Origin of the sequence: Mesorhizobium sp. WSM4306 (genome assembly GCF_007003975.1) — a bacterium.
In the GTDB taxonomy this organism is placed as follows: domain Bacteria; phylum Pseudomonadota; class Alphaproteobacteria; order Rhizobiales; family Rhizobiaceae; genus Mesorhizobium.
In genome coordinates, this window is the sequence record NZ_VFTC01000003.1 from 230,346 (window position 1) to 244,425 (window position 14,080).

Below are 14,080 nucleotides of genomic sequence, written 5' to 3' on the forward strand. Positions count from 1 at the left end.
GTGTCATGACCGACTATATCATCGTGGGCGCCGGCCCCGCCGGCTGTGTTCTGGCCAACCGGCTAAGTGAGGAATCCTCAAATTCGGTTCTGTTGCTGGAGGCCGGCGGCAAGGACTGGCACCCCTACATCCACATGCCGGCGGGCTTTGCCAAGATGACCAAGGGCATCGCTTCCTGGGGCTGGTCGACCGTGCCGCAAAAGCACATGCAGGACCGCGTCTTCTGGTACACGCAGGCCAAGGTGGTCGGTGGCGGCTCCTCCATCAACGCCCAGATATACACGCGCGGCAACGCTCGCGACTACGACGCATGGGAGAAGGAAGAGGGCCTGACCGGCTGGGGCTATCGCGAGGTGTTGCCCTATTTCAAGCGGGCTGAGAACAACCAGCGCTTCGCCAACGATTTTCATGGCGACCAGGGCCCGCTCGGCGTGTCGAACCCGATTTCGCCGCTGCCGATCTGCGAGGCCTATTTCCGTGCCGGCCAGGAGATGGGCATCCCCTTCAACCCGGATTTCAACGGCGCCAGCCAGGAAGGCGTCGGCTATTACCAGCTGACCCAGAAGGACGCCCGGCGTTCATCCGCTTCGGTCGCCTATCTGAAGCCGATCCGCGCCCGCAAGAACCTGACCGTCAGGACCGATGTGCTGGTGACCCGCATCATCGTCGAGAAAGGCCGCGCCATCGGCGTCGAGATCGTCGACAAACCCGGCGGCCAGAAGACCATCCTGCGCGCCGAACGCGAAGTGATCGTCTCGTCCGGCGCCATCGGTTCGCCGAAGCTATTGATGCAGTCGGGCATCGGCCCGGCCGATCACCTGAAATCGGTCGGCGTGACGCCGGTGCATGATCTGCCCGGCGTCGGCTCCAACATGCAGGACCATCTCGATTTGTTCGTCATCGCCGAATGCACCGGCGACCACACCTACGACAACTACGCCAAGCTGCACCGCACGGCATGGGCCGGCCTGCAGTATCTGCTACTGAAGAAAGGGCCGGTTGCCTCCAGCCTGTTCGAAACAGGTGGCTTCTGGTACGCCGACCCGACGGCTGCCTCGCCCGACATCCAGTTCCATCTCGGTCTCGGCTCCGGCATCGAGGCCGGCGTCGAGAAACTGAACAACCCGGGCGTCACGCTGAACTCGGCTTTCCTGCGTCCGCGCTCGCGCGGCACGGTGCGCCTGAAGAGCGGCGATCCGGCCGACGACCCGCTGATCGATCCGAACTACTGGTCCGATCCCTATGATCGCGCGATGTCGATCAAGGGGCTGAGACTGGCGCGCGAAATCATGCGGCAGAAGGCGCTTGCCCCTTACGTGCTGCGCGAAGTGCTGCCCAGCCCATCGCTCGCCAGCGATGAAGAGCTGATCGATTATGCCTGCCGCACCGCCAAGACCGACCATCATCCCGTGGGCACCTGTCGCATGGGTCATGACGATATGGCCGTGGTGACACCGGACCTGCGCCTGCGCGGCATCGAAGGCTTGCGCGTCTGCGACGCTTCGGTGATGCCGCGCATACCCTCCTCCAACACCAATGCGCCGACCATCATGGTTGGCGAAAAGGGCTCGGATATTATCCTTGGCCGCGAGCCGCTGCCGCCGGCCGTTTTCTCCGGCAATCGCGCCGCATAGCAGTTCATGAAGGGCTCTCAGATGATCAGGCACTGCGTCTTCGTTAAATTCCGCGGCGATGTTGCGGACGCCGAGCGCACCGCGATCCATGCCGACCTCGAAGCGCTGCGCCAAGTGATCGACGGCATGGACACGGTCCATTTCAGCGCCAATGTCAGCCCGGAGCCATTCGCGCGCGGTTTCAACCATGGCTTCACCATCGACTTCCGCGATGCCGCCGCCCGCGACGCCTATCTGGTGCATGAAGCGCATCAACGCGCCGGCGCCCGATTGGTCGCCGCACTCGAAGGCGGCACCGACGGGCTGATGGTCTTCGATCTGAAGGTTTGAGCTAGCCAAGCCTGAGCGCGACGACACCGGCGACAATGCTGAGCGCGGCAGCACCGCGCCAGCCCGTCATCTTTTCGCCCAGCGCGAAGACCGAGATCATCATGGCGAAAAGGATCGAGGTCTCGCGCAGCGACGCCACCGAGGCGATCGGCGCCTTGGTCATTGCCCACATGACGATCCAGTAGGCGGCGCCGCTGAGCACTCCGGTGAACAGCCCGGCCTTCCAGTCGCGCGCCAGCAAAGGCAGTGCCTTGGGTCCGCGAAACACGAGGCACAGCACCAGCGCGCCAAGGGCGTCGCAGATGAATAGCCACGCGGCATAGCTCTGCGCGGTCGCCGCCAGCCGCGCACCGCTGCCGTCGGAGAGCGTGTAGCTGGAGATAAAGATCGAGGTGCCGAGCGCAAAGCCGACCGCGCGCAGATTGATTCGCTCCAGATGCGCGCCGCCGCGGAACGACATCACCAGCGTGCCGGCCGACAGCAGCAGGATGCCGAGGATGGCGAACGGCGCCGGCATTTCCTGCACCACGACAACGCCGCCGAGCGCGGTCAGCAGCGGCGCCGTACCGCGCGCCAGCGGATAGGTCTGGGCGAAATCACCGGCCTTGTAGGCGCCGATCAGGAAGGTCCGGTAGCCCATATGGAAGATCACCGAGGCGATGATGTAGGGCCACACCTCGGCCTTCGGGAACTCGACGAAGGGCAGCACGAACAGCGCGGCAACCCCCATGCCCAGCGTCATCAGAGTGATCGACAGGAAACGGTCGAGATGCACCTTGACCAGCGCGTTCCAGATCGCGTGCATGGCGGCCGCTGCAAGCACCGCAAAGAAGACGAAAAGCGTCATGGAGGGCTCACCGACCTCCCGAGCCCAGGGGCGTTTCGAGATCGATGTCGACCCGGACCGGGAAGTGATCGGACGCCACCTCGCCAATATCGGCACCGACCGAGCGGACGCGATCGGCGAACATGCCACTGATGAAGCAATGGTCGAGCCGGCGCTTGGCCACCTTGCCGTCGATGGTCTTCGCATGGGTGTGGAAGTCATCTGTCGGCTCGCTGGCGACAACAGCCGCATCGACAAAACCGTCGAGATAAGCGGCACCGCGATGATAGGGCGTGCTGCCGACGATGCGGCTGTATTCAGCACTCCCCGGCTCCATGTTGAAATCGCCCATCCAGATCGCCGCCGTCGGACTTTCCGGCTCGGCTTCGCCGCTGGTCCAGTTGCGCGCAGGCTCGTCATCGATGCCGCTCCACGGTCCGCCCTCGGACGGCGCACGGCGATGTTCGGCAAGCAGATAGTCGATCTGCTCCAGCCGCTCCTCCACTGCTATATGGGCGAGATGCAGTGACAGAACCCTTACCGGGCCGGCAGGTGTGCGGATCATGCATTCGAGTGCGGCATTGCGGGTGTTGAGCGGCCTCAGCGTGCGGCGCATCGGCAGCGCGTGCAGCCGCGACCAGACGATCGGCAGCTTCGACAGCAGCATGGTGCCGAACTGCCGGCGGCGGTTGACGATGCGGCCATCGCGCCGCTCGCTGGCGTCCATATCGAAGGCCGGGCCGTAGACCCAGTGATAGTCCGGCAGCAGCCTAGACAGGATCTCCGGCTGGTCGTCCTCATTGGTCCTCTGCCAGTGCCGCTCGACCTCCTGCAGTGCGATGATGTCGGCGCCGTCGACAATGCGCGCGGCGCGCGTCAGATCGTAGCGGCCATCGCTGCCGAACCCGTACTGGATGTTGTAGCTGACCAGCTTCATTGCTTATCCGGCTCACTTTCGGTGATGGCAGTAGCGGTTCAGTGGATTGGTTGCAATGTGCACGACAATGGAAGCGGCTTGTGCCAGAAGCCTCCCCGCCCTTGCTGCGCGATCATGCACCGATTCCCGCTCGGCTCGGTATCCTCTGCAGGCCGGAACACGCCGCGAGGCGCGCCGTGGAAAGCGACGGCGCGAAATTGGCGCTAGTCGGTCGTCAGCGGCTGGAACCGGCCCGCCGGCGATGCGGCCAGTTCCGCCCAGTCGATCTCTTCCTCCAGCCGGTGATAGGCCTCGTCGCCGATCGTGCCGTTGCGGCGCAGCTCCTCGAGCGTGTCGCGCTGGCGGTTGATGGCATAGAGGCGCAACCGGTCGTATTCGGTGGCGGCCTGTGCATCGTCCGGGTTTTCCGCGATCACGCGCTGAGCTTCAAACTGTTCTCGCACGACGGCAGCCGCCGCCGAGGTCTTGCGGCTGAGCACATCGAGTGCGGCCTGCATGACGGCGACACGCGCCTGCGCCACCTCGTTGTCGACCGTTCTGTCCGGGGCGAAGTTGATCCAGCGCAGCAGCGGCTTCAGGGTCATCCCTTGCAGCACCAGCGTGCCCAGCACCACCGCAAAGGCGGCAAGCACAATCGGGTCGCGGTGGGGAAAATCGGCCGGCAGGGCAATGGCCACGACCAGTGTCACCAATCCGCGCATACCGCACCAGCCAACCAGCACGGCACCGCCAAATGTCGGCAGATCGCGCCTTGCCTCTTGGCTGCCGAGGCGGGCAAGCCATCGGATGATGGCGACGTAACTCCCCACCCAGAACAGGCGCGCCACGATGACGACGACAAGCACGGTTCCGGCAAAGAGAAAGGCTTCGCCCTGGCCGTCGCCGGCAAGCCTGCCGACGATCGAGCGCGCCTGCAGGCCCATCAGCACGAAGGCAAGCACATTGAGCACGAACACCGCCGACTCCCAGACCGAATAGGTGCTGACACGGCGCCGCGCCGACATGCGGCGGGGTGCCCTGCGCGCAATGGTGATGGCGTAGACGACGATGGTGATGATGGCGGAGAGGCCGAGTTTGTCGGCGATGATCCACACGGCAAAGGTTCCGGCGAACTGCACCACAGTGCTGCTCGCCGCGTCCTCGATGCGCGCCAGCGTCAGCAGCGAGACACGGCCGAACAGATAGCCGGCGACGACGCTGCCGATCGTTGCCAGCAGGATCACCGGAATGGCGTTGCTCAGCATGATCGTGCCGAGCGCCGCCGAAACCGCCAACCGGTAGATCAAGAGCGCGGTGGCATCGTTGAGCAGGCTCTCGCCCTGCAGGATGGCGGTGATGCGGTGCGGCACCTTGAACTGGCTGAGCACGGCAGACGCCGCCACTGCATCAGGCGGCGCGACGATGGCGCCGAGCGCGATGGCCGCCGCGATCGGCAGGCCGGCCATCTTCCAGCCGACGAAGGCAACCACCACGGTGGTAAAGACGACTGCGCCAAGCGCCAGCAGCGCCAGCGACAGCCGGTAGCGCTTGAGGTCGCGCAACGACGTGTCGTAGGCGGCATCGAGAAGCACTGGCGCGATGAACAGGGCAAGCGCCAGTTCCGGGTCGATCTCGATCGTCGGCGCGCCTGGCACGAAGGCAATCGCGACCCCGGCCAGAGCCAGCAGGGACGGATAGGGAATTTCCAGCCGTCGCGACAGCGCCGTCAGCGCGACGGCGGCCAGAAGCAGGACAAGGGTCAGTTCGAAAAGCGCCATGGCCCATCGTAGCGGCGAAGCGGCATTGTGGGCAGTGGCTGGATGGCAAGATGCTGTTGATTGTCCAACGGCAGGTGTTTATAGCGCCGGTTTGATTTTGAGCCGGCCAGGATGTGTCGAGATTCAGGTCAGGCCGAGTCGAAAATGCTGGGTTGCGAGAACCGGAGCGGAGCGTACTTAGGTACGTGAGCACCGGAAGCGCAGTAACCCGGCATTTGCAGGCCGGCCTCACCTGAATATCGGCACAGCCTAGTGCAGCACCAGCATATCGCTCGACGAGAACGATATCTCGGCCTTCTCGCCGACTGCCGGCGGCGGCGTTGCCGGGCTGTTGAATGTGTCGAGCGAGACCGTGTTACCGCCGATGCCGACGCGAACCCGGATGACCGAGCCGAGGAAGTGCACTTCGGAAATTTCGCCTGACAGGCTGGAGTCACGCCCAGGCTGGCGCCCCAGCGAAATCGCCTCCGGCCGCAGCGCCAGAGACAGCATGTCGCCGGACTTCGACCCGTTGAGCTTGCCCTTGAGCGAGACCTCCTGCGTGTTGACCTGCACCGTGCCGGCCGCGGCATCGGTGACCTTGCCTTCGAGCACGTTCAGCGTGCCGACGAAATTGGCGACGAACTTGGTTGCCGGGCGATTGTAGATCTCGAACGGCGTGCCGACCTGCTCGGCCTTGCCGCCATACATCACCGCGATACGGTCCGAGATCGACAGCGCCTCTTCCTGGTCATGGGTGACGAAGATGGTGGTGATGCCAAGTTTCTTCTGGATGGAACGGATTTCCTCGCGCAGCGACACGCGCACCTTGGCGTCGAGCGCCGACAGCGGCTCGTCAAGCAGCAAAAGCTTCGGCTTCGGCGCGATCGCTCGCGCCAGCGCAATGCGCTGCTGCTGGCCGCCGGAGAGCTGATAGGGATAGCGGTCGGCCATCTGCGGCAGCTTGATGATGTCGAGCATCTCGGCGACGCGGGCATCGATATTTGCCTTGGCCATCCCGGCGACCTTCAGCCCGAAGCCGATGTTCTGCGCCACCGTCAAATTCGGGAACAGCGCATAGGCCTGGAACACCATGCCGACATTGCGCTGGTTGGGCTTTAGCCTTGTGATGTCCTTGCCGCCAACCACGATCTTGCCGGCGCTCGGCTCTTCGAAACCGGCGACCATTCGCAGAACGGTGGTCTTGCCGCAGCCGGACGGCCCGAGGAAGGAAACGAACTCGCCCGGTTCGACATCGAGATTGAAATCCTCGACCACAGTGGTGGCGCCGAAGGATTTTCGCACATGCTGGATGGAGAGGAATGGTTCGGCCATGGCTTTTTCTTTCGATCAGCTTTGTCGATCAGTTCGGGCGGTTCGCCGATCTCGGCGCGAACCGGGACAGGATCTGGATCAGCGACATGCAGCCCCAGGTGATGGCGAAGGCGATGATGGCAAGCGCCGCCGGCTCATAAGCGCGGTTGGCGCCAACGTTTTGCAGATAGGGGCCGAAGGCGGGTCGGTTGAGCAGGCTGGCCATGGTGAATTCGCCAATGACGATGGCGAACGTGAGGAAGGCGCCCGACAACACCGCGATCAGCACATTGGGCAGGATCACCCGACCAATGATCGTGCCCCAACCGGCGCCCAGAATCTGCGCCGCTTCCGTCAGCGTCCTGACATCAATGGTGCGAAGGCCGGTATCGACGGCGCGGTACATGTAGGGCAGCGCCAGCATCGCATAACCGATGACCAGCAAGGCATTTGTACCCATGTCGGTCGCCAGGAACGGCAGCGGCGAATTCGAACCGTACATCCTGATATAGCCGAAGACGATGACGATGGCCGGAATGACCAGCGGCAGCAACGTGATAAACTCGACGATCGGCCGCAGTTGCGGCAGGCGCAGCCGAATCCAGTAGGCGGCGGGCACCACGATCAACACGCCGAGAATGATGGTGAAGACGGCGGCGAGCACCGAGTAGCCAAAGGTCGCCTGAAAACGAGGGTCGCCAAGCACGATCTGATAGGCATCGAAGGAATAGGCGCCGCGCCGCATGCGCATGGAAAATTCCACGGTTGCGATCAGCGGAATGAAGAAATAGGCCGCGCCCAGCGCGAAGACGACCCAGGCCCAGAATTTGCCAGACTTCATTTCAGCCACCTCTCCGAACGCGTCCGGAACCAGATGTAGAAGACATTAGCGAGCCCGGTGATGACGATCATGCCGAAGGCGATCGCATAGCCGAGATGAGCATTGTGCAGCACGTCGCCGCGGATCTGCGCATAGAGCAGGATCGGCACGATGTTGAGGGAGGAGCCGGTCAGCGCATAAGCGGTGGCGATGGCGCCGAAGGCATTGGCAAAGAGCAGGATGACCGTGCCGAGGAAGCTTGGCCAGATCACCGGGATCACCACCATGCGCCAGTATTGCGCCTGGGTGGCGCCGAGCGTCGCGGCGGCCTCGCCCCATTCCTTCTTCAAACCGTCGATCGCCGGCGTGATGATGACCACCATCAGCGGGATCTGGAAATAGACATAGGTCAGTGTCAGGCCCCAGAACGACAGGATGTTGAAGCCGTGTGCGTAGATGTTGAGGCCGAACACCGTGTTCAGAAGTACCGTCGCGAGACCGAGCCGTCCGAGTGTCGCGAGGAAGGCGAAGGCCAGTGGTACGCCGGCGAAATTGGAAGCAACGCCGGAAAAGGTTAGCGTTGCCGAACGTATCCACTCCGGCAGGCCGCCGCGCACGATCGCGATGGCGATGGCGAGACCTGCGAAGGCACCGATCAGCGCCGAGGAAAGGCTGACCTTGAGCGAGATCCAGTAGGCGGCGACAATCGATGGCTGCGCCAGCGCCGCTATGTTTTCGAACGTGAATTCGCCGGCATCGTTCTGGAATGCGCCCAGCATCAGATAGAGCGTGGGCAAGATCAGGAACATGATTGCGAAGATGAAAAATGGAGCGACACCGAGCCATTGCGTCGGCAGTCGCAATGCGCGCGCCTCGCTGGGCGGCGCGGTCTTCCCGGCGACTGCGTGATCGGAAAGCGAGAGATCTGTCATGCGCCGGCTACCGTCTCCGAGGAAAACCGGGCGGCCGCGAGGCCCCCCGGTTGGCTTCAAGCCTTACTTGACGTTGGCGCCGACGACGGCATCCCAGTTCTTGGTGACGGCTTCCTTTGCCTTGCCCTGCTCGTCCAGCGTCGGGAACACCGCCGCAGCGTAAGCCTCAGCCGGCGGCAGCTTGGCCATCACGTCCGCCGGGAGCTTGCCGTTCTTGGCAAGATCGTTGAAGCGGATCGGGTGGCAATAGCCCTTCAGCCAGCCGATCTGGCCTTCGTCGGAGTAGAGATACTCCAGCCAGAGCTTGGCAGCGTTCGGATGCGGTGCGAAAGCACTGATAGCCTGCACGTAGACGCCGGCGACGACGCCGGTCTTCGGCACGACGACGTCGACGGGCGGATTACCCTTCAGCGTGTCGCGACCGGCAAGTGCATTGTAGTCCCAGGTCACCAGGATCGGCGTCTGGCCTTGAGCCAGGGTCGCCGGCTTGCCGATGACCGGCACGAAATTGCCGGCGGCATTGAGCTTCTTGAAGAAGTCGAGGCCGGCGGTACCGGCAGCTTCGCCGGCAGCCGCGCCGCCGGAAAGGCCGGCCGCGTAGACGGCCTGGATGGCCTGGTTCGAGGCGCGCGGGTCGCCTGCAAGCGCCACGGTGTTGGCGAATTCCGGCTTCAGCAAGTCGGCCCAGTCGGCCGGAGCTTCCTTGACGAGATCCTTATTCACCAGGAAGGACAGCACGCCGTAGTAGTCGCCGGTCCAGAAACCATCGGCATCCTTGGCACTGTCGGGGATCGAGTCCCAGGTCGACACTTTGTAAGCCTGGATAAGGCCGTCGGCCTTGGCAGTCGGGCCGAAGGACAGGCCGACGTCGATGACGTCGGGAGCCTGCGGGCCTTTGTTGTCCTTGTTGGCCTTGATCGCCTCGACTTCGTCGCCGGATCCGGCGTCGGGGTTGAGCTCGTTGACGGTGATTTCCGGATACTTCGCCTTGAAGCCGTCGATCACGGCGCCATAGCCACACCAGTCATGCGGCAGCGCGATGGTGGTGAGCTGGCCTTCCTTCTTTGCCGCGGCAACCAGTTCATCCATGGACTGGGCCGACGAGATAGCAGAGGTCGCCATGAGGGCGACGGCCGATAGGGAAAGCACTTTCCCCGTGAACTTGAACATGTGTTCTCTCCGTTGAACTGGCGTCGCTGGACGCCTGCGATGCGGTATCTTTTTCATGTGACAGCCAGATGAAAGCTTTTTGAAACTGGCCCCCGGCGCACAAAAAGTTAACTCTTTTTAACAGGCTGTAGCAATTAGCCCGCACTTAATTTTCCGGCTAATGGTTATCGCCTTGTCCCTTGCTCCCTTGCCCTTTCCTTTCCCCTCGTTTTCCAGATTAACTTTCCGGCGTCGCAGTCCGCCTCAGACAGTGCCGGCAATGGCATTTTCGAGCAGCGTCAGCGCCGCCTTCTTGGTCAGCTTGACCGGATTGCCGCCGGCGGTCGGATCGACCACCGCCATATCGGCGATCAGCCCCTTGCGCTTCTTGTCCATGTCGAGCCCCTTGATCAGGCCGGGCAGCGCATGCGGCACCTTGAGCTCCTTGCGCAGTTTGATGATCGCCCTAGCGAAGCCGTCAAAGCCGCCCTTGATGCCGCAATAGGCGGCGAGCCGGGCGATGCGCTCCTCGATCGAGTCCCGGTTGAAGGCAAGCACGTAAGGCATGAACACCGCATTGGTCATGCCGTGATGGGTGTCGTAGAGCGCGCCGATCGGGTGCGACAGCGAATGGATTGCGCCAAGCCCCTTCTGGAAGGCGGCGGCGCCCATGGCGGCCGCGCTCATCATATGGGCACGGGCGACCAGGTCCTTGCCGTTGGCATAGGCCTTGGGCAGGTTCTCGAACACCAGGCGGATACCTTCGACGGCAATGCCGTCAGCCATCGGATGATAGCCCGGCGCGCAATAGGCTTCGAGACAGTGGGCGAGTGCATCCATGCCGGTGCCGGCGGTGATGAAACCGGGCATGCCGACCGACAGTTCCGGGTCGGCAATGACGATTGCCGGCAAAAGTTTCGGATGGAAGATGACCTTCTTGGTGTGCGTCGCCTCATTGGTGATGACGCCGGCGCGGCCGACTTCCGAGCCGGTGCCGGCCGTGGTCGGCACGGCAATGATCGGCGCGATGGCATCCGAATTGGCGCGCGTCCACCAGTCGCCGACATCCTCGAAGTCCCAGACCGGCCGCGTCTGCCCGGCCTGGAAAGCGATCAGCTTGCCGAGATCGAGCGCCGAGCCACCACCGAAGGCGATGACGCCGTCATGCTTGCCTTTCTTGAACACGGCGATGCCGGCGGTCAGGTTGGAATCGACCGGGTTCGGCTTCACCTCGGAAAACACGCCATAGGGCACCTTGGCGTCGTCGAGGATCTTTAGGGTCGAAGCGACAACAGGCAGTTTGGCCAACCCCGGATCGGTGACGAAGAGTGGCCGCTTGATGCCGGTGGCGGCCAGCACGTCTGGCAATTCCTTGATGCGCCCGGCGCCGAAGCGGACGGTGGTCGGGTAGTTCCATTTGGAGATCAGCTTGGACATGTCTTGTCTTTCGAAAAGTCAGATGGTTTCGCGCAGATGGAAGGATTTCGGCCGGGTCAGATTGTCGTAGCCGAGCGCCGAAAGGGCGACACCCTTGCCGGTGTCCTTGACGCCGGTCCAGACAAGCGCCGGATCGAGATAGTCGCAGCGGTTCATGAAGACGGTGCCGGTCTCGACGCGGTCGCCGATCGCCACCGCATGCTCGATGTCGCCGGTCCAGATCGAAGCAGTCAGCCCGTAGGGGCTGTCATTCATCAGCGCGATCGCCTCTTCATCGTTACGCACCTTCATGATGCCGACGATCGGACCAAAGCTCTCCTCGCGCATGACGCTCATCTGGTGGTCGACACTGGTAAGCACTTCCGGCGCCAGGTAGGGCGAGCCGGCTTTATCGTTAGCCACCTTCATATTGATATGCGCCACCGCGCCCTTGCGCAGCGCCTCGGCCTTCTGCTCGCGGATCAGGTCGGCAAAGCGCGCCTGCGCCATCGGCCCCATTGTCGTCGCCTGCTCCAGCGGATTACCGACGACATAGTTTTTCGTTTCGGCGATGAAGCCTTCAACGAACTGGTCATAGACCTTCTCGTGGACATAGACGCGCTCGATGCCGCAGCAGCACTGGCCGGAATTGTAGAAGGCGCCGTCGACCAGATTGGCCACCGCATGGTCGAGTTTGGCGTCGGGCAGCACATAGGCCGGGTCCTTGCCGCCGAGTTCAAGGCCGAGAGTCATGAAGGTGCCGGCCGCCGCCTTCTCGATGGCGCGGCCGCCACCGACCGAGCCGGTGAAGTTGACATGGTCGATCTTGCCGGAGCCGAGCAGCTTCTCGGTCTGGGCATGGTTGAGCACGACATTCTGGAACACGCCCTTGGGCAGGCCCAGCTTGTCGAACGCCTGCTGAAAACGTTCGCCGACCAGCAGCGTCTGCGCGGCGTGCTTGAGGATGACCGTGTTGCCGGCCATCAGCGCCGGCACGATAGTGTTGACCGCCGTCAGATAAGGATAGTTCCAAGGCGCGATCACCATGACGACGCCAAGCGGATCCTTCTTCACATAGCGGCGGAAGCCGTCCTTCGGATTGGATGCCGGCACGGATTTGAGTGCAGCCTCAGCGATCTCGACCATGTAGTTGGTGCGTTCCCTAACGCCGCCGAACTCGCCGCCATAGCGCACCGGCCGTCCCATCTGCCAGGCGATCTCCGGCACGATCTCGTCGGTCATCGCGACCAACGCTTCGAGCATCGCCAGCATATATTTGCCGCGCTCTACGATCGGTGTCAGCGCCCACTTCTCCTGCGCCGCCTTGGCGCGCTCGACCGCGGCATTGATCGCCTGGTCGGTCGCGATCGGCCGCTCCGCATAGATCGAGCCATCGATGGGGGATTTGAGTTTGACCGTTTCGGTCATCGTTTAAGTCCTCGCACTTTCTTTAAAATCGAAAATCATCTGGCTGCCCCTCATCCGCCTGCCGGCACCTTCTCCCCGTATAGCGACGGGGAGAGGGAAAGCTCCGCGTCGACGCCCCCTCTCCCCGTTCTTCATGGGGAGAGGGTAAGGGTGAGGGGCAGCGCCGACGTTTCGCGGGCTACCCTAATACCGCTCGAACCCCCTGTGCAGTTCCCAATCCGTAATGCGGCGGTCGTATTCGAACTGTTCCCACTTTGCGGTGTGGACGTAATGTTCGAGCACATCCTCGCCGAGCGCCTGCTTCAGCATCTTCGACTTGGCCAACGTCTCGGTGGCATCGCGCAGGGTCTTTGGGATCTCCGGCAGGCGCGAGGCCTGGTAGGCGTCGCCGACGAATGGCTTTTGCAGTTCCAGCTTTTCATCGATGCCGGCAAGGCCGGCGGCAATCAACGCCGCGAAGGCGAGGTAGGGGTTCAGATCGGCGCCACCGATGCGGCATTCCATGCGGATGCCCTTGGTGCCCTCACCGCACAGCCGGAAGCCGGCGGTGCGGTTGTCCTCGCTCCACATGATCTTGGTCGGCGCGAAGGTGCCGGCCTGGAAGCGCTTGTAGGAGTTGATGTAGGGTGCCAGGAACCAGGTGAACTCCTTGGCGTATTTCAGCTGACCGGCCGCCCATTGCTGGCCGAGCGTCGACAAAGTCCAGTCCGCCTTTTTGTCGAAGAACAGCGGCGCCTTGCCGTCGGCGCTCCACAGCGAATTGTGGATGTGGCTGGAATTGCCGGCGAGCCCATAATTGTACTTCGACATGAAGGAAATCGACTTGCCTTCGGACTCGGCGATTTCCTTGGCGCCGTTCTTCAGGATGACGTGGCGGTCGGCCATGTCGAGCGCCTCGGCATAGCGCACATTGATCTCTTCCTGGCCCGGACCCCATTCGCCCTTGGAGTTTTCGATCGGGATGCCGGCAGCCTCCATCTCGTTGCGAAGCCGGCGCATGACGCCTTCTTCCTTGGTGGTGATGCCGATCTGGTAGTCGCCAATATAGGGCGAAGCGGTGTCGAGACCCTGCCAGTGCTTCTTGCGGGCGGAATCATAGGTCTCGTTGAACAGATAGAATTCGAGTTCGGAGGCGAAATAGCCGATATAGCCGCGCTCGGTGAGCCGCTTGACCTGCTTCTTCAGGATCGCACGCGGCGAGTGCGGCAGGTCGTCATGGGTGTGGTGGTCGAGCACGTCGCAGATCACCAGCGCCGTCTTTTCCAGCCACGGAATGCGGCGCAGCGTCGCGAGATCCGGCTTCATGACGAAGTCGCCATAGCCCTTCGACCAGCTTGCCGCCTTGTAGCCCGGCACCGGCTCCATATCGATGTCGGCGGCCAGGAGATAGTTGCAGCCGTGCGTCTCGTCATGGGCGGAATCGACGAAATACTGCGCCAGGAACCGCTTGCCCGCGAGCCGCCCCTGCAGGTCGACGATGCAGGCGAGCACAGTGTCGATCTCGCCATTGGAGACCGCTTTCTTCAACTGATCGAACGAGAAATTTCCGGCCATTCCT

The 14,080-nt window shown here is 62.9% G+C and carries 12 protein-coding genes; 2 read left to right on the forward strand and 10 right to left on the reverse strand.

All coding sequences use genetic code 11. The features are described 5' to 3' along the window. Positions 1 to 5: 5 nt before the first annotated feature. Both FJV77_RS06675 and FJV77_RS06680 read left to right on the forward strand, forming a co-directional pair. A complete protein-coding gene (locus FJV77_RS06675) occupies positions 6 to 1,634 on the forward strand; it encodes a GMC family oxidoreductase N-terminal domain-containing protein (protein WP_142866050.1) in 1,629 nt (542 codons plus the stop codon). Positions 1,635 to 1,655: 21 nt separating this feature from the next. Then, positions 1,656 to 1,964, forward strand: coding sequence for a Dabb family protein (locus FJV77_RS06680; protein WP_142866136.1), 309 nt, complete (start codon positions 1,656 to 1,658; stop codon positions 1,962 to 1,964). A gap of 1 nt (position 1,965) precedes the next feature. Here FJV77_RS06680 and FJV77_RS06685 read toward each other — a convergent pair whose 3' ends face one another. The 10 genes from FJV77_RS06685 to FJV77_RS06735 form a co-directional block, all read right to left on the reverse strand. After that, a complete protein-coding gene (locus FJV77_RS06685; protein WP_142866051.1) occupies positions 1,966 to 2,811 on the reverse strand; it encodes an EamA family transporter in 846 nt (281 codons plus the stop codon). Positions 2,812 to 2,818: 7 nt separating this feature from the next. Beyond that, the gene (locus FJV77_RS06690) at positions 2,819 to 3,727 is read right to left on the reverse strand and encodes an endonuclease/exonuclease/phosphatase family protein (RefSeq protein ID WP_142866052.1); all 909 of its coding nucleotides are present in this window, start codon (positions 3,725 to 3,727) and stop codon (positions 2,819 to 2,821) included. Positions 3,728 to 3,930: 203 nt separating this feature from the next. Further along, positions 3,931 to 5,484: a sodium:proton antiporter gene (locus FJV77_RS06695; protein ID WP_142866053.1), complete on the reverse strand. Its 1,554-nt coding sequence runs from the start codon at positions 5,482 to 5,484 to the stop codon at positions 3,931 to 3,933. 249 nt (positions 5,485 to 5,733) lie between these two features. Next, positions 5,734 to 6,798: an ABC transporter ATP-binding protein gene (locus FJV77_RS06705; protein WP_142866055.1), complete on the reverse strand. Its 1,065-nt coding sequence runs from the start codon at positions 6,796 to 6,798 to the stop codon at positions 5,734 to 5,736. A 28-nt stretch (positions 6,799 to 6,826) separates the two neighbouring features. Next, on the reverse strand, positions 6,827 to 7,618 hold the full coding sequence (locus FJV77_RS06710) for an ABC transporter permease (protein ID WP_112559241.1): 792 nt from the start codon (positions 7,616 to 7,618) through the stop codon (positions 6,827 to 6,829). Beyond that, positions 7,615 to 8,529: an ABC transporter permease subunit gene (locus FJV77_RS06715; protein WP_112559240.1), complete on the reverse strand. Its 915-nt coding sequence runs from the start codon at positions 8,527 to 8,529 to the stop codon at positions 7,615 to 7,617. The genes FJV77_RS06710 and FJV77_RS06715 overlap by 4 nt, the downstream gene beginning before the upstream one ends. 63 nt (positions 8,530 to 8,592) lie before the next feature. After that, positions 8,593 to 9,699 (reverse strand): ABC transporter substrate-binding protein, encoded by a 1,107-nt coding sequence (locus FJV77_RS06720; RefSeq protein WP_142866056.1) that lies wholly within the window; start codon positions 9,697 to 9,699, stop codon positions 8,593 to 8,595. A 243-nt stretch (positions 9,700 to 9,942) separates the two neighbouring features. Then, positions 9,943 to 11,115: an iron-containing alcohol dehydrogenase gene (locus tag FJV77_RS06725; RefSeq protein WP_142866057.1), complete on the reverse strand. Its 1,173-nt coding sequence runs from the start codon at positions 11,113 to 11,115 to the stop codon at positions 9,943 to 9,945. A gap of 18 nt (positions 11,116 to 11,133) precedes the next feature. Further along, positions 11,134 to 12,522: an aldehyde dehydrogenase family protein gene (locus FJV77_RS06730; RefSeq protein WP_142866058.1), complete on the reverse strand. Its 1,389-nt coding sequence runs from the start codon at positions 12,520 to 12,522 to the stop codon at positions 11,134 to 11,136. Positions 12,523 to 12,705: 183 nt separating this feature from the next. Then, entirely contained in the window at positions 12,706 to 14,076 is a 1,371-nt protein-coding gene (locus FJV77_RS06735; RefSeq protein ID WP_142866059.1) for a glutamine synthetase family protein, read from the reverse strand. Positions 14,077 to 14,080 lie beyond the last annotated feature (4 nt).

Excerpts from the sequence above, each read along its gene's own strand:
- FJV77_RS06675 (WP_142866050.1), top strand. The coding sequence starts at position 6 with ATGACCGACTATATCATCGTGGGCGCCGGCCCCGCCGGCTGTGTTCTG.
- FJV77_RS06680 (WP_142866136.1), top strand. The coding sequence starts at position 1,656 with ATGATCAGGCACTGCGTCTTCGTTAAATTCCGCGGCGATGTTGCGGAC.
- FJV77_RS06685 (WP_142866051.1), bottom strand. The coding sequence starts at position 2,811 with ATGACGCTTTTCGTCTTCTTTGCGGTGCTTGCAGCGGCCGCCATGCAC.
- FJV77_RS06690 (WP_142866052.1), bottom strand. The coding sequence starts at position 3,727 with ATGAAGCTGGTCAGCTACAACATCCAGTACGGGTTCGGCAGCGATGGC.
- FJV77_RS06695 (WP_142866053.1), bottom strand. The coding sequence starts at position 5,484 with ATGGCGCTTTTCGAACTGACCCTTGTCCTGCTTCTGGCCGCCGTCGCG.
- FJV77_RS06705 (WP_142866055.1), bottom strand. The coding sequence starts at position 6,798 with ATGGCCGAACCATTCCTCTCCATCCAGCATGTGCGAAAATCCTTCGGC.
- FJV77_RS06710 (WP_112559241.1), bottom strand. The coding sequence starts at position 7,618 with ATGAAGTCTGGCAAATTCTGGGCCTGGGTCGTCTTCGCGCTGGGCGCG.
- FJV77_RS06715 (WP_112559240.1), bottom strand. The coding sequence starts at position 8,529 with ATGACAGATCTCTCGCTTTCCGATCACGCAGTCGCCGGGAAGACCGCG.
- FJV77_RS06720 (WP_142866056.1), bottom strand. The coding sequence starts at position 9,699 with ATGTTCAAGTTCACGGGGAAAGTGCTTTCCCTATCGGCCGTCGCCCTC.
- FJV77_RS06725 (WP_142866057.1), bottom strand. The coding sequence starts at position 11,115 with ATGTCCAAGCTGATCTCCAAATGGAACTACCCGACCACCGTCCGCTTC.
- FJV77_RS06730 (WP_142866058.1), bottom strand. The coding sequence starts at position 12,522 with ATGACCGAAACGGTCAAACTCAAATCCCCCATCGATGGCTCGATCTAT.
- FJV77_RS06735 (WP_142866059.1), bottom strand. The coding sequence starts at position 14,076 with ATGGCCGGAAATTTCTCGTTCGATCAGTTGAAGAAAGCGGTCTCCAAT.